Raw genomic sequence first — 21,724 nt, forward strand, 5'->3', positions numbered from 1 at the left:
CAACGCGCGGATGTGTCTGGAGTCGACCACGGCGCGGGAGAAGTCCAGCAGGTCCGGGGCCCGCGGCTCGGAGAGCAGCGGCTCGTGCGGGCGCTGTTCTTGCCCCGAGGGGCCATGGCGTCGGTGCCTCGACGTGATCAGCTCGCGGGTTTCTTGTCCAGTTTCGCGTCCGGGGACACCACGAACCATTCCCCGTCCAGCGCTTGCCCGTTGACGTCACCGGGCACGACGTCACCCACGTAGTAGTACAGGGGCCAGTCACCGTACGTGACCTGGGTGACGCCGGCGGTCCGCACGGTCTTGCGCAGCAGCGCCTTGCTCGTGCCCTCGCCCGCCGTGGCGGCCGTCTCACTGGTCAGGGCCGGCCACACCGCGACACAGTCCGTGCCACAACTGCTGGCACGGGCCTTGTCCCGGGTGAAGCCGTAGAGGGTGCGGCCGGACTGGTCGACCAGGATCCGGCCGTATTCCGAGTCGGCCACCTTGATCGAGACGGCATTCGCCTTCGTATCCCGCACCACCGGGGCGGCGCCTGTGTCATCCCCGGCGCCGCATGCGGACAGGGCAAGGGTCATTACGGAAACGGCCGTGGTCACGCTCACCAGAACGGTCCTGCGCATCGCGCATCAACTCCAGGTCTTGTGAAGGGAAACCGGCAGCGGACGAATACCGCGCCGCCGCTCCCGGACGTCATCATCCGGTGCGACGCGCCGCGAGCGGAAACGGTTCACCACGGCGCCGAAGGAATTCCCCTCCGCGAGAAGTGATCCCTGTCCGCTTCCGGAACGTAGGAACAAATGCTGCGGTGCGCAGCGCCACGCAAGCGAAAAGGGACCTGCGATATGCGTTATGGAGCTCTCGCCCTCACCAGCACCGTGATTTTCGCGGGAATGGTCATCACAACGCCCGCCTTCGCCCACTCGGGGCACCACCCCGGAGGCACCGCCCCGCCGGCATCCGGTGATCCCGCCGGGGCCTCGCATCCCGCGCGGGGCGCTTCCTTCTCCCTGGCCGCGAACCTCTCCGGTAACCAGGAGGTCCCGGTCGCGGGCGGCCCCGCGACCGGCGACAAGGACGGCTCCGCGCAGGCCGTCATCCGGGTCAAGGGCGACCGCGTCAGCTTCGCGCTGACCTGGCACGGGATCAGCGCGCCCACCCTGAGCCACATCCATGAGGGCACGCGCGGCGCCAACGGTGATGTGAAGGTGCCGCTGTTCACGAGCGCGATGCCCGACACGGTGACTTCGGCGGCGGGCCAGGTCACGGTGCGGGACGCCGGACTGGCGCGCAGGCTGCGAGAGAATCCTGCTGGGTTCTACGTCAACCTGCACAGCGAGGAGTTCCCGGGAGGCGCCGTACGCGGCCAGCTCAACCGGGTGCGGAATCAGGTGAACCCTCTCGGCATCATCAACGGAGGCGCGCTTCAGGCCCTCTCCGACGGCGACCAGGAGGTTCCCAAGGACGACAAGAGCAAGGTCGGCGATCCCGATGGCCGCGCCGTCACCTTCCTGGACCCCGAAGGCAGCCGCCTCAACTACTCGATGGCCTGGCTGAACACCGGTTCGCCCACCCTGGGGCACGTCCACCAGGGCCCCGCCGGCAAGAACGGCGAGGTTCGCTTTCCCCTGTTCACCACTCCGGTTCCGGCAGGCATCTTCGCCATCTCCGGCACGCTGTCCGGTCAGGACCCGGCCATGGTCGAAGAGGTGCGGAACGACCCGGGCGGCTTCTACGCGAACCTGCACACCGCCGAGTTCCCCGACGGTGCCGTGCGCGGCCAGCTGTTCGGCTCTTCCGCCAGGTCCGGACACGGCACCCCGCCCTCCCGGACCGGTGCCTCGCCGGCCCCGGAAGCGGACACCAGTGTGCTTCTGTTCGACGAACCGGGCACCTTCTCCGAGAGCAATCCGTCCATGAGTGTCGTGGGCCGGGGCTGCGTCGACGTACCGCGCCCAGGTGTGGCCTCCGCCCTCCGGACACCGCAGCCGGTCAAGCTCTGGTCCGGTACCGGCTGCACGGGCACCTCGAAGGTGATCAACGGTGATGTCAGCGACCTCGGTGCGGTCGGCTTCGACAACAAGATCTCTTCGGTCTTCCTCGGCGCTGTCTGACCTCTGAGGCACAGCCCGTGTACGGCTGCCTGGGCCGCTCTCGTACCGGACGACGGTCGCGCGGGCATCACAAGACCGGACCGGGAAATGGCAGGAACTCACCCGGACGTCTCCCCGACGGCCCCGGAACCGGGACGCGGACCCCGGCGCCGGGGCCGTCGCGCTGAGCGCCGCGGGCTGCCCCGCGTCGGCGTGGCAGGCGTTCTCCCACTCCACCGACCACCACCGCTTCTCCTTCGGAGGACAACCTTGACGTACCCCACTGAGAACGAGACCTTCACCGGCGTGCGGCAGCCGGAAGCCGGCCGAGACCCCGGCCTGGCACGACGGCGCCTGCTGTACGGGCTCGGCGCGGCCGCGATGACACCGCTCCTGGCATCCTGTGTCCGTGTGGGGGCCGCCGCCCCGCCGACCGCGGCGTCCAGCAATCGAATCCTCGCGGTGCCACGCATCGCACGGGTGTCCCGGCCCGGTGGCACGGTGCACCGCACGGGGTTCCCCATCACCACGATAGGCATCAACTGGACCGGCCCCGGCGAAGGCGTCAAAGTCCGTCTGTACGACCGCAAGGGGCGCCCCAGCGCCTGGGAAGACGTAAGGGCGGGCTGTCCCTGCGGCGTCGACGGCCGGCCGAACAGCCCCTCGGCGCCCCTCCCCACCCGGGCGTTCGTCCCGGGCAGGAACAGCTTCGGCTACCAGATCGACGCGCCCGCGGACGTGGACATCGTCGACGCGACAGCCGTCAACGGCGGCCCCGCTCCGGCCCCTGGCCCGGAGCAGACCGTGCCCCAGCCGTCAGGATCCTCGGTCCTGGCCCGGATCGGTCCCGCGGTCGTTCCGTTCCCTCCGGAAGACCTCCTGCGCCGGGCGGACTGGGGCGCCGACGAATCCAAGCGCTTCGGCCCCGACGGCCGGGAGATCTCTCCGCCGCGCTTCTTCCCGGTCCAGAACCTCACCGTCCACCACACCGTGACAGCGAACGACGACCCCGACCCCGCGGCAACGGTCCGCGCCATATACGCCCTGCACACCACCGGCAACGGCTGGGGCGACATCGGCTATCACTTCCTGGTCGACGCTCGTGGCCGCGTCTATGAGGGCCGCTGGTCGGGGCAGGACGCAATCCCCGCGCACGACTCCCACCGCGACGCCGTCGTCGGCTTTCACACAGTCGGCTTCAACGCGGGCAACATCGGCATCGCCCTGCTGGGCGACTTCACGAAGGCACCGCCCCCTCCGGCCATGCGTCGGTCGCTCACACGGCTGCTCGCCTCACTCGCCCAACTGCACCGCCTCGACCCGCGAGAGGCGATCACCTACCGCAACCCGTTGGACGGAAAGAGCAAGCGCGGGATGACGCTCGGCGGACACCGGGACTGGACGGCGACCGAGTGCTGCGGCGACCTGGCCTACCGTGTGCTGCCGGGCGTCCGGGCCGATGTCGGGAAGCTGCTGACGGCTGCCTGATCTCTGATCCCCGGCACCGGGTGGTGCTGTGCGGGGCCGCACCTCAAGGGGTGCGGCCCCGCACAGCACCACCCGGTTTCGTCATGGGCGGGCGGCGGGTCCGTAGGTGAGCCGTCGCAGCAGCCGTTCTGCGGGACCGGACCCGTACCGAGCGAGGATCGGCCCGCTGAGCAGGAGTTGAGCGGTGTACAGCGACAGGCCGCACACCGTCACGCCGGCCGCGCCGACCCGCCCGTACCAGCCCAGGCCGTATCCGGTGAACAGCAGGGCCAGTACGAGGGACTGGCTGAGGTAGTTGGTCAGCGCCAGGCGTCCGGCCCGGGCAAGCGCCGCGCGGACCCACCCTCCGTGCGCGCGCGTCCACAGCAGCAGCAGACAGCCGCACGCGGCGGCCTGGGCCGGAGCGGTGACGATACCGACGGCACGGCCGAGGTAGAAGTACCGTGCGTCCAAAGGGCCGTTCTCGCACATCGCCATGAACACGCCGCCGGGCAGCCCGACCGCGAGGCCGCCCACGGCCAGTCGGCGCAGCGCGGCCGTGTGACGGTACGGATCCTCCAGGAGGCGCCACTTGCCGACGGCCATACCCGCCAGAAAGCCCGCGAAAAGATGCCCGGCGTACAGGACGGCCCCGACCAGTTCCGCGCGGAACTGCCGGATGTGCGCGCCGACGATGTCGAGCGGGCCGCCCCGATAGGCCGCGACATTGTCGGCGCCGAGCGCGCCCAGCCCTCCTTCGGCGGGCGACGTATACAGCGCGCACAGGGCGATGACCAGGAATATCGCGGTCAGGGCCGCGATCAGCAGTGCGGCGGCCCGCAGCGCCCTCCGCGGCCGCCAGCCGCGCACGGCGAACAGCGGCAGGCCCAGCACCGCGTAGGTCATGAGAATGTCTCCCGGGTACAGCAGCACCGCGTGCCCGCACCCGATCAGAAGCAGTCCGAGCAAGCGGCGTCCGTACACGCGTGCGACATCGGCCCCGCGTCGCTCGGCGGCCCGCGTCATCAAGGTGAAGCTGTAGCCGAAGAGGAACGCGAACAGCAGATAGAACTTGGTGGTCAAGAACAGCGTCACCAGCCATTCGGCAGCATGGTCCACAGGCCCTGCGGCCAGGCGCGCGCTCGGGGTGAACGTACCCGCGATGACCTGGGCGTTGACCAGGCAGATACCCCCCAGGGCGAAGCCGCGCAGCACGTCCACCGCCTCAACGCGGCCCGCCGCGCGGGCCACCGGACCGGTGAGCCGCGCGGCGGGTGACGGAGTCACAGCGTGACCCCGCGCGTGCGCAGCCAGGCCACCGGGTCCACATCGTGGCCGTAGCCCGGCGCGGTACGGGCCTCGAAGTGCAGATGCGGGCCCGTCACATTGCCCGTCGCGCCGGACAGCCCGATCCGCTGACCGCCGTGCACCCGTTGCCCCGGCCGCACGGCCAGTACCGACAGATGCGCGTACTGCGTGTACGTGCCGTCCGGGTGACTGATCTCCACCTGGTTGCCGTAGGCGCGGTCCCATCCGGCGGTCACCACCGTCCCGTCGCCCGCCGCGACGACGCGTGTGCCCACCGGCACGGGGAAGTCGGTGCCGGTGTGATGGCCGGAGGCCCAGGGCCCGCTCTGACCATAACCGGCCGTGATCCGGTGTTCCGTGACCGGCAGGTACCAGGAGGAGGCGTCCGAGGTGTCCGGCGAAGCCTGGTCGCCGCCCTGTCGCCCCACGGCCGGCGCGCGCTTTCCGTTCGGCGGCACCGGAGAATCCGCGGGCCTCTCCTTCGCCGGGCGCCTGGGCGGTTCGGTCGGCGGCGGGACCTGGACGGGCCCGGACGGCGTGTCCTCAGGCCGCTCCCGGGACCGGGAGGCACGTTGCTGCGCGTCCGCCTGGGCGCGGAGTTCGGTACCCGTCCTGCGCGCGACCTGGGCCGGTATCAGATGGCGGCTGTGCACCGCCCGTACGCCGCTCGCGGACTCGGGGCGCTCCACGGCGAAGACCGTGCCGGCGCCGACCGCGACGATACCGACGGCGATCAACCCTGAGGTGACAAGGCGCCTGCGCCGGACCATGCGGTCCCAACTGTCGTAGCTGTCGTAGGACATGGTGGTGCTCCACTTCGGAAAGGGGCCGGAGCGCGGGAGAGGAACCGGGGATGGACGGACGGGAGAAACGGGGAAAGGGGAAAACGGCGAAACGGCGAAACGGCGAAAGACAGGAGAGGAGAAGGACGTACCGGGAGACGGCCGCGTACTGAGCGGGGGCCCGCGCGGTGTCCTACTCCTGCCAGGGGTCTTCGACGGGAGGCAGATCCTTCACGCGGTGGCTGCCGGTCTTGCATCCGGCGAACGGCCCCGCGGGGTCGCGCAAACTGGCGAAGACCGGGCCGAGATAGTCGCGGTGCCAGGACGCCGGACCGGACAGGGCAGCGTCGGCTCCCGTGAGTTCTTGCCATGCCAGCCACAGGCCGTGCAGTTGGGCGACCGCCTCCATGTGTTCCCACCAGCGGGGACACCAGGGGGCGTTGGAGCTGGTCTCCCGGCCGTACACCGGCAGCAGCAGCTGATGCACCCAAGCCATCAGGGACCGCAGTTCCGCCTGGTAGTGCTCGGGCGCCAGGTAAAGGATGAACGGAGGGGGCTCCACGGGCGATGCCGCCTCGTTCGGTTCGGCCTCAGACGCGGTCTGCGACACGGGGCTTCCACTTCTCTGCGGCGCGGATGGTGATGGCCTCGGCCTCCTTGGCCGCCGCGGCGGAGATGACGCCCGCGTCGGGCTCCTTGTACCAGGGGCGCAATCGGATCAGTGCGGGCTTGACGCCGGTGGCCAGCAGCAGCGCCGTGCCCTTCGGCAGCGCTCGGATCCGGTCTGCCGGAAGGATGGGATCGAGGCGGTACGAGACGGACCGGGAGGTTCCGTCCCGGCCACGGGAGACGCTGGTCGTCCGCACGTCGTGCTGGCCGACCAGCTTGGAGATCTTCTCCACGAAGTCGGCGTCGTCCAGACCCGCGCCGAGCAGCTTGACCGTGGCCGCGCTCCACAGCGCGTCCATCCCCGCTTCGCCCCACACCCGGCTGCCCTGCCGGTAGCTCTGGAGCAGGGTGACGACGTTGATGCCCCGCGAACCGAAGTGGCTGTACAGGTCAGGCAGGTCGGAGATGCGGCAGACGTTGGCGGCCTCGTCCAGCACGGCGGTCATGGGCGGGTCCAGCCGGCCCCCCATACGTTCAGCGGCGACCACCCCGGCGCGCATCGTGGCATCGGCCAGTCCCGCGATGACTCCGGCGGCCGAGCCGCCGCCGTCCTTCGACAGCAGATACAGCGTGTCGTTGCCGAGCACATGCTGCTCGGGCCGGAACTGCGGCAGTCGCGGGTCCGGAGTCACCCAGGCCACGATCTCCGGGTCGAGCAGACAGGACACGCACTGCCGGGCTGTTTCGTAGATGCCGTCCCGGGTCTCCACCGCACCGCGCACGGTGCCCTGCAACTGCTCGGCCAGCGCCGTCATCTCGGCGTCCCGCAACAGGTCGACGGGGGTACGGTCGGCCGGGTCGGCCAGCCAGGCCAGCAGGTCGAGCACCGAGGCGCCGCCGCGCGCGGCGGCGTGGAAGAGAGCCATCAGCGTGTTCTGCGCGGCGGAGATCCAGAAGTCCTTCTTCGAGGCGTCATCGTTGACGGATGCGACGAAGTGCCCGGCCAGACGGCGCGCGCCCTCGATGGTGACGCACTCGGCGAGCATGTCCCACCACATCTCACGCGGCACATGGGCGATGCCCTGGGGGTCGAACGTCCACACCGTGCCCGCCTTGGCGCGCTGGGCCCGCGTCACCGCGTACACGTCGGACTTGTTCGAGGTCAGCAGTACGGCGCCGCGAGCCCGGAGCACCCGGGGCACCGCGATGCCCGTCGACTTGCCCGCGCGCGGTGCCATCAGGTCGAGCTCGACGTCCTCGTACGAGGACCGCAGCTCCGGGCCGTCGGGCGCCAGATCTCCCAGCAGGTTGCCGGTGTCGTCCGGGTGCAGTTCGGCCATGCCCTTGAGGGACGGCCGCAGTTCACGGGCGCGGGCCGCTACGCCCCGCGGGGTCAGTGCGGCCAGTTCCCGGGGACCCGCGAGGCCCTTGGGCTGCTTGGACCGTGAGATGAGGCGGCGCCCGGCCCACACCGCCGCCGCCAGGGGACAGGCGAACACCACGACAACGCCCGTCCAGACCCAGAGGGTGGACGCTCCGGGCCACAGCCGACCGGTACCGTGCGCGGTCAGCTCGGCGAAGGTGGACATCGCGAACGGAGGCGGGTCCCATCCCGCCCCGCTCACAGTGGCACCGATCGTTCCGCCGAGCCAGATCGCTCCGAACACGACCGTGGCCAGTCCGGCCATGGCTACGATCGCCCAGGGCGCCGCCTCGGATCCGGACATCCGCCCTGGCGAGGCGCTCATGCCCGCCCCCAGCCCTGGCGGGCGGGCCGCGGCTGAGTGCCTGTGGCCCAGCGGGTGTTGGTGTTGTGCAGTTCCCGTTCCGTGTCGGTGATGGTGGCCCTGAGAGGGATGCCGGGCCGGCCGCCGACCTTGATGAGGAAGCGTCCGCGTCCCGGCGGCTCCTCGTGCTCGCCGCCGACCGCCCAGCCGGGCGGTGAGGACCAGGACGACACCAGGTCGATCTCGCGTTCGGACAGCCCGACGATACGGCCGAGTTCTTCCATCTCCGTGCGCGGCAGCCCGGCACAGACCACCATGCCGGCCCGCTCGACAAAGCCGCGTGCCTTGGCCCGGTCGGATTCGCTGCCCAGGGCCTCCGCGTCCTTGAGGGTGTGGGTGATCTTCGCGTCACCCAGCCCGAGGGAGCGGTTGAGCCGGGTGAGGGCGTCGATACGGTCCACGATGCCGGAGGCCGCGCGCAGGGGCCGCCACAGCTCGTCGAGGACGGTGAAGAACCAGCGCCGGGGTGCGAGACCGGCGTCGGCCAGCGCGTGGGAGGCGGCCACGGATCCCAGCCCGTCCGACCAGGCGGCCAGCATCGCGGCGGCCGTGAGCTGGGTGTCGGCCTCTCCGATACGGGAGATGTCGATACAGACCGCGGAGGCGTTGGGGTTGATCCGGGTGGAGGTCTCGGAGGCGAAGGTGCTGCCGAGGGGACCGTCGAGGATGCCCAGCAGCGAGCGGTGGAGGGGATCGACGGCGGTGCGGTAGCGGCTGTCGTCGCCTCGGTCCAGGGTCACCGCGCGGACCCGTTCGGGCCCTTCCTTCAGCACCGCCAGCAGGTCGGGCAGCAGGGGCGCCCGACCGGCCGGGGTCCTCTCCCGCAAGTGGTGCAGGGCTGCGGAAAGCACGGACTGCTCATGGTCGCTCATGGGATTGCCGCGGACCACGGAGATGAGGGCGGCGACCATGTTCAGGACCCGGCCATGGGTCTCGGCCGTCAGCGAACGGCCGGCCTCGCCGCCGATCCGGGCGGCCGCCTCGCCCATGGCGCCGGGGTCGAGGATGTTGATGCCGCCCATCCCGCGCCCGATGGAGATCACCTGCCCGCCCAGGGCCCGTACGGTGTCGGCGTAGTCCGGCTTGAGGTCGCCCAGCACCAGGGGCACCACTCCCGTGGCCGACAGCCCGATCAGCATCCGGTTGATCAGGGTCGACTTGCCCAGACCCGGCATGCCGAGCATGAAAAGGGAGGGATTGGAAATGTATCGGGCCCGAGTGAACCAGGAGATGGGATCCCCGCAGACGGTCGCACCGGTATGCAGGTGCTGCCCCAGCGGGACCCCGGTCATCGGGGCGCCCGAGCCCGCCGCGAACGGCCACAGGCCACATGCCTGCACCGTGGTGGCACGCCACATGGTCGGCGGGTCCAGATGACCGATCTGCCCGCCGCCGGGGCCGGGCCAGCCTCGGGCCGTGAGCAGACCGGACGGATGCCCCTTCGTGGACTCCCGGCCCGGCCGGTCCTCCGGCCGCGCGGTCGTGTTGCCGTGGACGGCGTTCACAGTGCCTCCTGGAGCTCTTGCGGGATCAGGGTGTGCTCCCACGGCAGGACGCCGACAGGGAGAGTGCAGGTGAAGGCGGCGGCCTGCATGCGGTCGGCCGGGCGCAGCGACAGTCGCGAGGCCGCCTGGAGATTGCGGACGGTCACGGCGGCGTCGGCCAGTTGGCTGGCGGAGTCGACGGTGACCGTGAGCATCAGCGAGAACTCCACCAGGCCCGCTCCGGACGCCTCCTCGGCGGCGGTCTGCTCCGCCGCCCGTACCTCGGAGGCGGCTCGGGCCTGGACCATGCCGCGGCCCGAGCTGGCCATGAACTGGGCAGCGCGCCGGTCGGACTCGACGATGCGAGCCGAGGTGGCGGGGTCGATCGGGCGGTACAGCAGCGCCACTCGCTTGCGCCGGGTACCGGGCGCGGCTTCCAGCAGGCCGCGCAGGACACTGGAGCGTACGGTGCCGCGCGGGGCCAGAGTGAGCAGCCAGGTGCGGGAGACACCGGAGTCGTGCTGGTAGGCGCTGACGGTCTCGACGGTGGCGGCGGGCCCGGCGTCGTCCCAGTCCAGGCCCGTAGCGCCGTGCTGGGCACGGACGTTGAGCACATCACCGGCGACGGCGGGGTCGTAGGCGACGCGCACGATCTCGGCGATGCGTTCCGCGGACAGCGGCATGGCGGCCCCTCCCCCCGCGCCGACCAGACCGGCGAGCAGCCCTGGTATTCGGATCGCGAGGTCGGTGAGCACGTCGTTGTGATCCCGCCCGCGGGCGGCGGGCACCCCGTAGGTCAGAGCGATGTAGGTATGCATCTCCGAGGAAGTCGAGGGATAGCGTTCGACCACTTCCTCCATCACCGCGCGCGCCGCGGCGGGGGCGTCGTCCCTGATGCGCGGCAGCACCTCATTGGCCAGCCGGGTGCCGGGGTCCGGGGCCGTCTCGACGATGACGGCGGCGCCGCGAAGCTGCGGTTCGTGGGAGAGCCGGGCCAGCCACTCGCCCCAGGCGGCGACCCAGACGTCCACCTGATCGGGATCGACCAGTGATCCGCCGTCCGGCTCGCAGGCCAGCACGATCGTGTACAGCCCGCGGCCCTTGTGGTGCAGGACGCCGAACGCCCGGTCATAGGCGTCATGGCCTTCCTGCATGGTGACGTTGGCCAGTAGCCCGGGAGGACGGAAGCGGCCTCCGGGCCGAGCGGACAGGGGGCCGGAGACATACGTGTGGGATCCCTTGGCTTTACGGCGCAGCCAGCCGATCCGCAGGGCGAGCAGTTGATACAGGTTGCGCCCGTCCTGGGTGCGGATCATCAGGGGGACGAGCAGGAAGATCAGAGGGACGAGCACGCCCAGTGCGGCGCGCAAGGAGATCAGCGAGACCAGCAGTGCGACAACCAGCCCGCCGAACACGCCGAACGTGCCGATCAGGCCGAAAGGTCCGAGACCCGGCCGCCGGGGCCGACGCCAGTTGCCGTATGTGGGATGTACTGCCGCTTCCGCGGACATGAGGTCCTGCCTTTCTTGATGTGGTTCTGGGCGGGCGGCTTCCACAGGACCCGAGGAGGTGTTCGCAGGGGTGGGAAGCGGCTCGCGGGCTGGAGAGAGGGTCGGAGTGTCGGCCCGGATGCCGAGCGCCGTGGACAGCGCGCACGGCGCCCGGGCCCGACGGGCCGTAACAGCGGGCGGGTGCTCCCCGGGCCGCCGGGGAGCGACCGGGGAGGCGGCGGTTTCCGCGTCAGCTGTTGTGGCCGCGGTCCGGATCGGCGCCGTCGAGAGCCCCTGTGGCAACCCGCCCCGCGATACGGGCACCGGTCATCGCGGCTCCCGCGGCCGTTCGCGCCGCGGTGCCCAGAGCGGCGGGCGCGGCGCCGGGCGACGGGGGCCGGCCGCCCGGGCCCGCCGGGCCGGACCGGCCGGCTCCCGTCGCCCCGGTCGGGCCCTGCGTGGCTGCCGTACGAGCCCCGCCACCGGTCGACAGCAGCGCTCCGCCGACCGACTTCGCTCCGGAGGCGACCGCGCCCGCAGCCGCCAGCGTGCCCTGTTGCGCCGCCGACCCGCCGCCGAGCGCCGCCGTGGCGGGGACGACGAGCTTGAGCAGCGCCGGCAGGGCGAGCGCCGACAGGAGCAGCACACCGATACCGGCGATCTTTTCGTGGATACCGCTTTGCGGACCGCTGGAAATCATGGCCGAGCCCGCGAACATCACCAGACCGGCGGCGGGTTTGTAGAGCAGCCAGGCGACCATCCAGCCGATGTGCTTGCGCCACCATCCGCTGCCCCACTGCGTCATGGAGGCCGCGGCGGCGAGCGGCAGCGTGCCGAGCAGGATGATCATGACACCGAGCCGGACGTAGAGCATGATCGTCTGGACGATCGCAGCGATCAGCAGCAGGAAGGCCAGCACCAGCAGCAGGAAGCCCTGGATGCCGTCTCCGTCGTTGCAGCCGATGCTGGTGAGCTGCTTCTGCGCACCGGCGGCGAACAGATGATCGGCGTAGCGGTCGGACAGCCCGGCCAGGGCGGTCGTCACGGCCGTCGCGCCGCCGGCCACCAGAATGACGCGCAGGAGGCCCTTGAGCGCCACCTGCCCCGCCTCGCCCCGGCGTTCCAGCGCCATCCGGATGGCGGCGAACAACAGGGACGCCACGGCGGCGTAGACGACGACCCACTGGGTCTGGGCGTTGACCTCGCGTGCGGTGCCGTCAGTCACCAGGGTGGGGATGTTCGTGCTCAGGTCGCCGAACACGGATATCGCTCCGCCCAGTACGGCGTTGGCGATGCCCTCGATGATGGTGCCGATCGGATCGCCGAGGAAGTCGAAGAAGCCGACGACGAAATCGGTCAGCGGGTTTCCGGTCGGGCATGCCACGTCAGACCTCCCACTGGACGAAGCCGTCGGCGGAACGGACCGCGTCGGCGCCGGAGTGCAGTGCGCCGTCGGAGGCCGGCTGGACCTTCCAGTCCCCACCGTCCCAGCGCATCGTCACCGAGCTGGCGGTCAAAGCGCCCTGGGCGCTCTTGACGAGGAGGTCGACGGTGGCCGAACGGCTGTCGTAGCGGCTGAGGGAGAACCCCGCGTAGACCCCGATCGCCCGGCCCCGCACGGCGGTCTCGCCGATCGACTCGCGCTGCGACGCGAAGAGATCCCGGCCGAAGCCCGGCAGTACCTGCTGATCCACGACTGCCCGCCAGGACGGTGCGTTCATCTGGGCCGGAATCACATGGGCGGCCATGACGGCGCCCAGCGGGGTGTGCGCGAAGCACCACAGCACTGGTCCGTCGGTACGTGTCGGTCCGGCCGACCGCGAGGCCGGCACCCGGCTGCCCTCGATCGTCAGCCAGCGCACGTCCGCGGGGGCCTTGGTGGGCACGGCGGTGACGCGGTCGTCGGTCCGGCAGGTACCGGGCCGGTCGGAGGAGCCGGCGGGCCGTGCCGACAGAGGGCGGGGCTCGTCCGCGCCCGCGGTGCGCCGGTCGGCGCCCGCACTGGTGACGGCGGAGACCAGCGAGACCAGCACGACCAGAGCGAGGAAGGCGGCCGCCACGATCCAGCTTCGCTGTTTCCAGAACGGTGTATGCACGGGGACGTGGTCGGTGCGCTGCGTGAACATGAGAGTATTCCGCTCCCGCTCAGTTGAAGACGAAGCCGACCAGCGGACTGGCGACCGCGACGAGGACACAGCCGCCGAGGACCATCCCGAGCCGGCTCATGTGCTCCGACGCCTCGCCCCGTTTCACCGAGATGGCCATCATGGCCCCGGTGACCAGCACTCCGGCGACACCGGCCGCGGTGCCCGCCCAGGCGGCGATGCCGAGGACCAGTTCGACCTTCCCCGTGAGCGCCGGAGGAGCGTTGCGGCCGGGATTGGGAACGGCAGCCGCCTGGATCAGGGAAAAAGTGCGCGTGGACATGAAGAACTCCAATGGAAGGAAGGGAAGTTGACGGGCTCGGAAGGCGGGCTCAAATGGTGAGCGGACCGAGGAAGGAAACGATGGGCCCGGCGGTGCCGGCGATCACACAGGCGCCGAGCACGATGAAGAGCGACCGCATATGACCCGCTCCCTCGCCCATTTCGCCCCGGCGCAACTGCAGGGCCATCTGCGTGCCCACGATGATGAGGCCGGCCACGCCCGCCGCGGAGGCGCACCAGCCGAGGATCTCCAGCAGCGTGTTCGCGTCGGCGCCCGGGTCGAAGGTGCCGGCGAGCAGCGCGGCATGGGTGTCCCTGGTGGTCATGATCGTCCTTCTGTGGTGTGTGACAGCTGCGTCGTCAGCGCGGCGAGCGCGCCGATCTCCTTGGTGGGGCCCTGCAAGGTGTCGCCCACCCGCCATGCGGCGATCCAGGGCACCCACACGACGCGGACCGCCGAGCGCAACACCCGTACCCGGCGTGCCAACTTCAGCGGAAGCCTGCCGGGCGCGTCAGCGACCAGAACCAGCGCCGCGAGCCGGTCCGCGGCCGGGTGCCGTCCCTGCCGCAGCGCGTCGAGCGTCCGGGAGGCGGACTGAAGTCCCGCCGCGTGGGTGCGGGCCACCAGCAGCACCGCGCCGTGCGGGGCGGCGTCGCTGCCGGGCCAGTTGGTCCCGGAGTCCAGCCCGCCGAACTGTGCGGCGAGCGTGGTGACCCCAGCACCGCCGTGCGCGCCGACCCAGGTGATCGCGGGACGGGCGCCGTGCCCGGAGCGGTGCGGCCCGGAGGAGGACTTGGCCGTCTGCCGCACGGGCGGCGCCGCCGTAACCGGCCCCCGGGCCCAAATCTGCGCCGCGGATACGGGTCCGGTGCCAGGCTCTCCGAATCCGGATGCGATATCGGAGGCGGTTGCGAATGCGCCCATCACGCGCGCTCCCTTTCGGTGATGCGTATCGTGTTTCCGCGCTGTTTCGGTGCGCTGCTTTTGCCAGGAAATGGAGTCCTGCGCCGCACTGAAGGGCATGGAATTCATAGGAAAGATGTAGGGCGGAGGGCCGCCGAATTTGAATGTTCCTTTCGTGACCGCGTCGGCCACACCAACCCCAACGCGGCTGTTCGCCACCTCGGTTCAACGCCCTGGCAGAAATCTTCGGATTGAACCGGAAGCCAGGAAGGACACGTAGCGGCGGGTGGATACCGCATGCCCCACCGAACCCCGGCCCCTGGGACCGCGGGTGAGTGTGCGGCAGTCCGACGAGCGGACGTGGAAGGAGCAGAAGAGCCGATGAGTGACAGTCCGGACGAGTCCGGCCCCGCCTCCGGAGCAAAGGGCACAAACGTCGCGGTCACCGCGGCGGCGGCGGTCGGGGGCCTGGGCTGCTTGGCCTCCCCCGTGGCGCTGGTCGGCGGCATCGTCGTCGTGATAATCGTCGGGGGACTGGGAGTGCTTCTGGCTCCGGTGATCGCGCTGATCCTGCTGTTCACCGGTGGTGGAGACAAATCCCCCGACATCAACCCCGACCAGGTGGTCTCCGCCGTCCAGGGCGACGGCAAGGGCGAGCTGGACCCCACCACCGTGCCCGCCGACCTGGTGGATCCGATCCAGCGGGCGGGTGCGCTGTGCCCGGAGGTGGGGCCCATCGCGATCGCCGCCCAGATCCAACAGGAGTCGGGCTTCAGCACGACCGTGGTGGGCGATGAGGGCGAAGTCGGTCTGTCGCAGCTACCGCCGGAGGTGTTCGTGCGGTTCGGCAAGGACGACGACGGCAACGGCGGGGCCTCGGCCCTCGATCCCACCGACTCGATCCTCACGCAGGGCCGTTACATGTGCTCTCTGGTGGAGCAGCTCACCCCGCTGGCCGACGCCGGCCGCCCGCTGGGAGACGTCCTCAGTCTCGCCCTGGCGGCCTACGACACCGACGTGGACACCGTACGCGTGGCAGGCAGCGTGCCCCAGACCAACGAGTCACAGAACTACGTCCTGCAGGTCCGCGCCAACTTCGCCAGGTTCCAGGGCGTCGTCCCCGCGCCCTCCCCGTCTCCCGTGACAACCCCCACGCCCAGCCCGGAAGGACAGTGACAGCCACTATGCGCCGCCGAAATCGCCCGCGTCCGGTGCCGCCCGTATCCCCCGAGAGTCCGCCGCGCGCGTTCCACGTCGTGGTCGGGCGTGACGGCACGGCGCACATCGACGGCCGGCCCCTCCCGGCATCCGCCGCAGGCGCGCACACGGCGGTGCTGGACGAGTTGCACCGCCACGCCGTGGCCGGCCGACGCGCCGTGGAGGCCACCGTTTTCGACCACCGGCACCTCTGGGGCCTGCGGCTGCGGGTCGGCACGGACGGCAGGAGCGAGCTCCTGCGTGAGCCCGCTCCCCTACCGCCGAACGGAACCGACGTCCGCACCGCCCACCGCGGCGCAGCGTCCGCTTTCGAAACAGGCGCAAGCACCGAAGCTCCTGCGCCCGAAGCTCACCCAAGCGCCCGACCACCCGCGCCCACACCAGACACACCCACCAACACCCCTCTGCCAGACCACCACACCACCGTCCTACGCCGCATCACCGAACCCGACCACACACCACCCCCAGCAGCACCACCAATCCCAGCGGACCTCGTCCAGCCCGTGGCGTACATCAACGACGCGCTCGCGGCTGGGGACCTGGAGTTCGCCAGGGTGCTCGTCGACCGGCTGAAGCAGCACACGGTGGGCACCTTGGGAGCGACTCACCCCTACACCCTGGAGGCATACGCGGTGGATGCCTATATCGCCTACCTGGAGAGGGACGAGGGGCGCGCCACGGCGGTGTCGCTGCATGTGGCACGCCTCAGACACGAGCAGGGCGACCTCCGGGCCCGCCAGGACGTGCTGCGCGCCGCCGCGACCTGGAATCTCATCGACGACCCGCGGACCGCCCTGCCGCTGGGCCGCGAACTCCTGGCCGTCTGGGAGCAATCGGCTACGCAGGGCGTCCCCGATTCCACCGACGACCAGGCGCGCCGGCAGGCGGAAACCCGTCTGCGTTCGCTTGCGCGGTATCCGCACCCGGCCGACACGCCCGCGTCAGCCTGACCCCGTCCGACGGTCGGCAGGACACCGCAGGGGGTCGCTCATCGGCTCCCGCTCCGCACAGGCCCCCGACCGTCGAGCACATCCACCACCGATCACACGGCCGCCACCGATCACACTGCCAACGCCGACAGAATCCATCACACCGCTCGGCGATCAGCACACACTTCATTGCGGCACTGGGCCGCACCTTGATGTCTGCCCAGGCTCGAATGCGCGATCCATGACCCCCTTTTAGGCGTCCGGTGCGGGTGGTGACCGCGGCGACGGATTCGAGAATGACGTCGTGGCTGGTCGGCGGGCGCCCGCGCCAGTCCATGGTGCGGTGGAGTTTCCGGGCCCGGGTGCGCCAAGGGCTGTCCCGTAAAGGGCTCGGGGAGACGAAGACTTGTGCCGCAACCCCGAGAGGCACCGAGATTTTGTCATGCTCGCGCCAATATATTCGCTCCGGCCAAGGCCCGACGGCACGATCTGCGTCGTGGTGGGTGGTCGCGGACCACATCTCGGAGTAGTGGCTGGTACGTGCGGCCCACCACGGCCTGGCGAGCTTGCCCGCCGAGCCCTTGCTTCACCTCCGATCGTCGCCGCAGCGGGCCGACGCACCAGACGGATCCGCGGCGCCGGCTGATTGACGGCGTGAGATCGGGCGCGCATCCGTCGTCAATCAACTGTCAATCGGACGTGGCACACCATCGGACAGCGTGGATTCCGAGGCAGTGGGAACCCACATGGCCTTGCCGTCCCGGTCGGCACCACCGGACCGCAGGGAGCATTGAGCAATGAGTTGGACCGCCATGGGAGCAGTCGGTCTCGACGACCGCGAACAGACCATCCGTACCGGTTATGAAAAACACGTTCCGGCACTGCTGGCGTACGTGCGCAGGCAGGTTGGCGGAGACCAGCACAAGGCCGAAGACATCGTCCAGGAGACGCTGCTGCGGTGCTGGAGCAAATTCGACGGGGACAATCACACCATGTTGCGCCCCTGGCTTTTCAAGGTCGCACGCAACCTCGTCATCGACGGCTACCGCAGGGGCGGTGCCAGGCCCAAGGAGGTGGACGGAACCGGCTGGCTTGAACAGGAGCCCGCCGAACTCGATCACATCGAGAACATACTGTCCTCGGTGGTCGTAAGCGAAGCCCTCAAGGCTCTCTCCCCTGCCCATCGCGAGGCGATCTATCTGACCTACTTCCTCGGTAAAACGATCGAAGAGGCCTCCGACGCGCTCGGCATTCCTCCGGGCACCATCAAGTCCCGGCTCTTCTACGGCATGCGCTCGCTGAAGCTCGCCCTCCAGGAGCGCGGGGCCGGCTCCCCGACGGCGCCCGCACCGGCGTCAGCGGCCCGCTGACCACGCGGCAGGAACACTGTCTTCCCGGCCACTTCGTCTTCGCGGAGGGATCCACGCACCATGCCCACGAGAAGGATGTCCGTACACGATTCGGTCAGGCCCCCGGAGGGGATGCCGCCCGAGGCAGTGGGGGACCTCAACCACCCCTATTGGTACGGGGGAGGCACCACCACACGCCGCCGGATTTCGGTAGCACCTCCTCCGTGGCAGACCCCGGTTGCCCGCCCCTCATGGCCGGCCCCGATGGCACCTCCCATGCGGCAGATCCCGGTTGCTCCACCTCTCCCGTGGCAGGCCCCGGTCATACCTGCCCCGTGGCAGACCTCGCCCGCGTCGGCACAGGACAGCACCGCGACACTGCTCACGGAGGATGAACTCCTCCGCATCTTCCACGAGCAGATCGCTCCGCGGCATAGTGGAATCCCCAGCGAGCATCCTGTGGCGCTCGTCATCGTCGGTCAGCCCGGCGCTGGAAAGAGCGTGGCCGAAAGACAGCTCAGCGCGATGCTCGGGCTCCAAAACACTGTTTCCATCGACGGAGACGGCTTCTATTCAGATCATCCGGCATACCTGCGGAACGCCCGGCGGAACGACCTCAACGCAATGGACATGGTCCTTTCTCAGGCGGTTCCCCGATGGGGCCACATGATCACGGAACACGCGATCCACAGCAGATGGAACCTCACCCTGGGCACCTCGCCGTCCGAGGCGAATGTTGCCCAACTCTGCAGCGGTCTGCGCAGCAACGGCTACCGCGTCGAGTTGGCCTTCCTGGCGGTAAATGACGCGATCAGTCGTCAGGGAATCATCGACCGGTATCTGAGAGGCCGCGCGACCCAAGGCTACGGCCGCTGGGTCGACCTCGGGCTGCACGACAGGGTTTACCACGATTTCAGGGCCGCCGCCGGCCTGGTGGACCAGCGCCTGAGCGCGGACGCCGTGCATGTGATCAACCGGCAGGGCGAATTGCTCCACACGAAACGCCTGGTGAATCGCGGCGGCGGACTCGTCACGTGGGACAAGTCGTCGACAACCTTCGACTACATCACGGCGGAGCAGCACCGGGAGTGGACGGCCGAGGAGAGGAAGACCTACGCCAAGGCCTGGTCGAGGATAGAGCGCAATCTTCTTACGTATGGGTCCTGTGTTCCTGGTCTGAAGATGCTGGTGCGACAAGAGCGGGCCTCGCACGCGGAGCGGGAAAGCCGGGCACGGGATCTCGCGTACGCGGGGATCGCTCACGCGGCGGCCGTACACACACACCGCCGGAGTCGCTCATCGGGTGATGGCGTCCGCGAGGTCATCCAGATCCATGGGACCAGGATGCTCCCGCCGGCCACAGCCGCCCAGTGGAAGGCGCCCTCGCCTCCTGGCGCGCGGGGACGGTGAGGCGCCAGAGCATGCGGCGCCCTTCCCGGGAGTCTCCAGCGCCTGCCGACGAAAGGCTGTTGACGGCGTCTCAGCAAGACTCGCCTGTGCAGTCGCCGTATGACGGACGGACGGTGCGGCCGTCACCGTTGAGCGCCGCGTACGCGCCCGCCTGAGCCGCAGCCATCACCAGCCGGCCCGCTACGCGTACCGGCACCACCACGGTGCGGCTCTCGATCCGAACCGGCCGTAGGGCGCGCACGTCTTCGGCATCCTCGCGGCCGGGGCCCGTGGCGGCGGTGACGGCCTCGGCCACCGTCTCCGGGAGAGCTCCTGTGCCGAACCGCTCGGCCACGGAGCGGACCCTCAGGACCGCCACGCCGCGCACGGCCACCGGTTCGACCTGGACGCCGCGCGTCAGCGATACCGCGCTCGTCCGGGCCACGATCGCTCTGAAGCCCACACTTCTCCGGATATCCGGCACCCCTTCGGCCTACGGGCTGCTCCTTGTCGGGTAACGACAACCGCGCAAGACGCAGCACCGTTCCGCGAGACGGTCCATCTGGGCCCCGGCCCTCTCCGGTCCACACCATGGGCACTCACAAGGTGGCCCGCTGCGCGCCCGCGCTGTCCCGATGCGCTGCTCGCGCGCTCCCCTGGCCCCTCGCGACCATCATCAGCAGGACCAGCAGGACCGCCTGGAGGAGAAAACAAAAGGCCCAGGTCAGAGGCTATCCGACCTGGGCCTTGAACGAGCCGCCTTCGGGATTCGAACCCGAGACCTACGCATTACGAGTGCGTTGCTCTGGCCAACTGAGCTAAGGCGGCGTGCCGTGTGCACCATGGTGCGATCAGCAGCGCGGCCAAGTCTACACAGTTTCCGGGGGTGCTCCGCACACCCTCGCTGCGAGGGGCTTCTCGCAGGTCAGGAGCACTTCTTGCCGTCCTTCGGAGGTGTGCCCTCCAGGAGATAGGTATTGATGGCCGTGTCGATGCAGTCGCTCCCTCGGCCATAGGCGGTGTGTCCGTCGCCGTCGTAGGTGAGGAGCGTGCCCGAGGAGAGCTGGCGGGCCAGGGACTGGGCCCACTTGTAGGGGGTCGCCGGGTCGCGGGTGGTGCCGACGACGACGATCGGGGCCGCGCCCTTCGCCTCGATCCGGTGCGGGGCGCCGGTGGCCTTGGTGGGCCAGTAGGCGCAGTTCAGAGAGGCCCAGGCGAGGCCCCTGCCGAAGACCGGGGACGCCTTCTCGAAGGAAGGGGCCGCGGCGGTCACCTCGGCGGCGTTCGCGAAGGCGGGCGGCAGGTCCAGGCAGTTCACCGCGGAGTTCGCGAACATCAGGTTCGCGTACGAGCCGTTGCTCTCGCGCTCGTAGTACGAGTCGGCGAGAGCGAGCAGGCCTGCGCCGTCGCCGTCCATCGCGCTGGTGAGGGCGCCGCGGAGCTGGGGCCAGGCGGACTCGTCGTACATCGCGGCGATCACGCCGGTCGTGGCGAGGGACTCGCCCAGTTCGCGGCTCTCGCCGGTCGGGACGGGCTTGGCGTCCAGGGTTTTGAAGAACGCCTTCATACGGGTCGAGACTTCGGCGGCGGACTCCGTACCGAGCGGACAGTCGGCCTGCTTGACGCAGTCCGTGGCGAAGGACCGGAAGGCGGTCTCGAAGCCGGCGGTCTGGTCGCGGTTCAGCGTCCGGGCCGGGAGGGAGGGATCCATCGCTCCGTCGAGGACGAGACGGCCGGTGCGCTTGGGGTACAGCTCGGCGTAGGTCGAGCCGAGGAAGGTGCCGTACGAGGCGCCGACGTAGGACAGCTTCTTGTCGCCCAGCACGCCGCGGAGGATGTCCATGTCGCGGGCCGCGTCGACCGTGGAGACATGCGGCAGGATCGCGCCGGAACGCCGCTCGCAGCCCTGGGCGAACTGCTTGAAGGACGTGGCGAGCCGGTCGGTCTCGGCCTTGTCGTCGGGAGTCTGGTCGACCTGCGTGTAGGCGTCCATCTCCTTGCCGCTGAGGCATTCGACCGGCGAGCTGCGGGCGACACCGCGCGGGTCGACGGCCACCATGTCGTATCGGGCCCGGACCGGGGCCGGGTAGCCGATGCCCGCGTATCCCTGGAGATAGCCGACGGCAGAGCCGCCCGGGCCGCCCGGGTTGACGAGGAGGGAGCCGATGCGCTTGCCGGGGCCGGTGGCCTTTTTGCGGGCGACGGCCAGATTGATCTGGGTGCCGTTCGGTTTCGCGTAGTCGAGCGGGGCCTTCATCGTGGCGCACTGGAAACCCGCGACACCGCACGCGCGCCAGGCGAGCTTCTGCCCGTAGTACTTCTTCAGGGCAGCCGGATCCACGGCCATCGAGCCCGCGCCGGAGGCCGAGTGCGAAGCCGATGCCTCGGACGACGGACTGCCGGAGCTACAGCCGGAGATCAGCAGACCTACCGCCACGAACGCGGTGGCGGAGATACGGAGCAGGTGCCTGGTGTCCATCCAGGGAGCGTAG

General features: G+C 70.2%; 20 protein-coding genes and 1 tRNA gene. 6 read left to right on the top strand and 15 right to left on the bottom strand.

All coding sequences use genetic code 11. The features are described from left to right. Window positions 1-137: 137 nt before the first annotated feature. The gene (locus PV679_RS10165) at window positions 138-518 is read right to left on the bottom strand and encodes a hypothetical protein (protein WP_319679782.1); all 381 of its coding nucleotides are present in this window, start codon (window positions 516-518) and stop codon (window positions 138-140) included. 324 nt (window positions 519-842) lie between these two features. Here PV679_RS10165 and PV679_RS10170 point away from each other — a divergent pair, with 324 nt between their 5' ends. After that, a complete protein-coding gene (locus PV679_RS10170; protein WP_319679783.1) occupies window positions 843-2,111 on the top strand; it encodes a CHRD domain-containing protein in 1,269 nt (422 codons plus the stop codon). Between the two features lie 249 nt (window positions 2,112-2,360). Continuing rightward, on the top strand, window positions 2,361-3,578 hold the full coding sequence (locus PV679_RS10175) for a peptidoglycan recognition family protein (protein WP_319679784.1): 1,218 nt from the start codon (window positions 2,361-2,363) through the stop codon (window positions 3,576-3,578). Between the two features lie 81 nt (window positions 3,579-3,659). Here PV679_RS10175 and PV679_RS10180 read toward each other — a convergent pair whose 3' ends face one another. From PV679_RS10180 to PV679_RS10230, 11 genes are all read right to left on the bottom strand, one after another. Next, complete coding sequence (locus tag PV679_RS10180) at window positions 3,660-4,844, bottom strand: DUF418 domain-containing protein (protein ID WP_319679785.1); 1,185 nt, start codon at window positions 4,842-4,844, stop codon at window positions 3,660-3,662. Next, complete coding sequence (locus tag PV679_RS10185; RefSeq protein ID WP_319679786.1) at window positions 4,841-5,668, bottom strand: M23 family metallopeptidase; 828 nt, start codon at window positions 5,666-5,668, stop codon at window positions 4,841-4,843. The genes PV679_RS10180 and PV679_RS10185 overlap by 4 nt, the downstream gene beginning before the upstream one ends. A gap of 172 nt (window positions 5,669-5,840) precedes the next feature. Continuing rightward, complete coding sequence (locus PV679_RS10190; RefSeq protein ID WP_319679873.1) at window positions 5,841-6,143, bottom strand: DUF4913 domain-containing protein; 303 nt, start codon at window positions 6,141-6,143, stop codon at window positions 5,841-5,843. Between the two features lie 94 nt (window positions 6,144-6,237). Continuing rightward, window positions 6,238-8,004, bottom strand: coding sequence for a TraM recognition domain-containing protein (locus PV679_RS10195; RefSeq protein WP_319679787.1), 1,767 nt, complete (start codon window positions 8,002-8,004; stop codon window positions 6,238-6,240). After that, a complete protein-coding gene (locus tag PV679_RS10200) occupies window positions 8,001-9,467 on the bottom strand; it encodes an ATP/GTP-binding protein (protein ID WP_319679874.1) in 1,467 nt (488 codons plus the stop codon). Before PV679_RS10200 ends, PV679_RS10195 begins: the two co-directional genes overlap by 4 nt. Window positions 9,468-9,544: 77 nt before the next feature. Further along, entirely contained in the window at window positions 9,545-11,038 is a 1,494-nt protein-coding gene (locus PV679_RS10205) for an SCO6880 family protein (RefSeq protein ID WP_319679788.1), read from the bottom strand. Window positions 11,039-11,267: 229 nt separating this feature from the next. After that, entirely contained in the window at window positions 11,268-12,401 is a 1,134-nt protein-coding gene (locus PV679_RS10210; protein WP_319679789.1) for a hypothetical protein, read from the bottom strand. Between the two features lies 1 nt (window position 12,402). Further along, window positions 12,403-13,143 (bottom strand): hypothetical protein, encoded by a 741-nt coding sequence (locus PV679_RS10215; protein ID WP_319679790.1) that lies wholly within the window; start codon window positions 13,141-13,143, stop codon window positions 12,403-12,405. Window positions 13,144-13,162: 19 nt separating this feature from the next. Next, window positions 13,163-13,444, bottom strand: a complete 282-nt coding sequence (locus PV679_RS10220; protein WP_319679791.1) for a hypothetical protein — start codon at window positions 13,442-13,444, stop codon at window positions 13,163-13,165. A 49-nt stretch (window positions 13,445-13,493) separates the two neighbouring features. After that, window positions 13,494-13,769, bottom strand: coding sequence for a hypothetical protein (locus tag PV679_RS10225; protein WP_319679792.1), 276 nt, complete (start codon window positions 13,767-13,769; stop codon window positions 13,494-13,496). Beyond that, window positions 13,766-14,254 (bottom strand): DUF6668 family protein, encoded by a 489-nt coding sequence (locus PV679_RS10230; protein ID WP_319679793.1) that lies wholly within the window; start codon window positions 14,252-14,254, stop codon window positions 13,766-13,768. Before PV679_RS10230 ends, PV679_RS10225 begins: the two co-directional genes overlap by 4 nt. A gap of 474 nt (window positions 14,255-14,728) precedes the next feature. On the opposite strand from PV679_RS10230, the gene PV679_RS10235 reads away from it, so the two are divergent. The 4 genes from PV679_RS10235 (at window position 14,729) to PV679_RS10250 (ending at window position 19,253) form a co-directional block, all read left to right on the top strand. Next, entirely contained in the window at window positions 14,729-15,523 is a 795-nt protein-coding gene (locus PV679_RS10235; protein WP_319679794.1) for a transglycosylase SLT domain-containing protein, read from the top strand. A gap of 545 nt (window positions 15,524-16,068) precedes the next feature. Continuing rightward, complete coding sequence (locus PV679_RS10240) at window positions 16,069-16,515, top strand: hypothetical protein (protein WP_319679795.1); 447 nt, start codon at window positions 16,069-16,071, stop codon at window positions 16,513-16,515. 791 nt (window positions 16,516-17,306) lie between these two features. Then, complete coding sequence (locus tag PV679_RS10245) at window positions 17,307-17,864, top strand: sigma-70 family RNA polymerase sigma factor (RefSeq protein WP_319679796.1); 558 nt, start codon at window positions 17,307-17,309, stop codon at window positions 17,862-17,864. A gap of 255 nt (window positions 17,865-18,119) precedes the next feature. Beyond that, window positions 18,120-19,253 carry a zeta toxin family protein gene (locus PV679_RS10250; RefSeq protein WP_319679797.1) on the top strand — a complete coding sequence of 378 codons (1,134 nt, stop codon included), beginning with the start codon at window positions 18,120-18,122 and terminating at the stop codon, window positions 19,251-19,253. 70 nt (window positions 19,254-19,323) lie between these two features. On the opposite strand, the gene PV679_RS10255 is transcribed toward PV679_RS10250, so the two are convergent. The 3 genes from PV679_RS10255 to PV679_RS10265 all read right to left on the bottom strand — a co-directional run bounded on the left by PV679_RS10255 (window position 19,324) and on the right by PV679_RS10265 (window position 21,711). Next, window positions 19,324-19,677: a hypothetical protein gene (locus PV679_RS10255; protein WP_319679798.1), complete on the bottom strand. Its 354-nt coding sequence runs from the start codon at window positions 19,675-19,677 to the stop codon at window positions 19,324-19,326. 309 nt (window positions 19,678-19,986) lie between these two features. Further along, window positions 19,987-20,060: transfer RNA gene (locus PV679_RS10260), tRNA-Thr, on the bottom strand. A 97-nt stretch (window positions 20,061-20,157) separates the two neighbouring features. After that, on the bottom strand, window positions 20,158-21,711 hold the full coding sequence (locus PV679_RS10265; RefSeq protein WP_319679799.1) for an alpha/beta hydrolase: 1,554 nt from the start codon (window positions 21,709-21,711) through the stop codon (window positions 20,158-20,160). Between the last annotated feature and the right edge of the window lie 13 nt (window positions 21,712-21,724).

It is taken from the genome of Streptomyces sp. AK02-01A, assembly GCF_033795305.1.
Classification (GTDB): domain Bacteria; phylum Actinomycetota; class Actinomycetes; order Streptomycetales; family Streptomycetaceae; genus Streptomyces.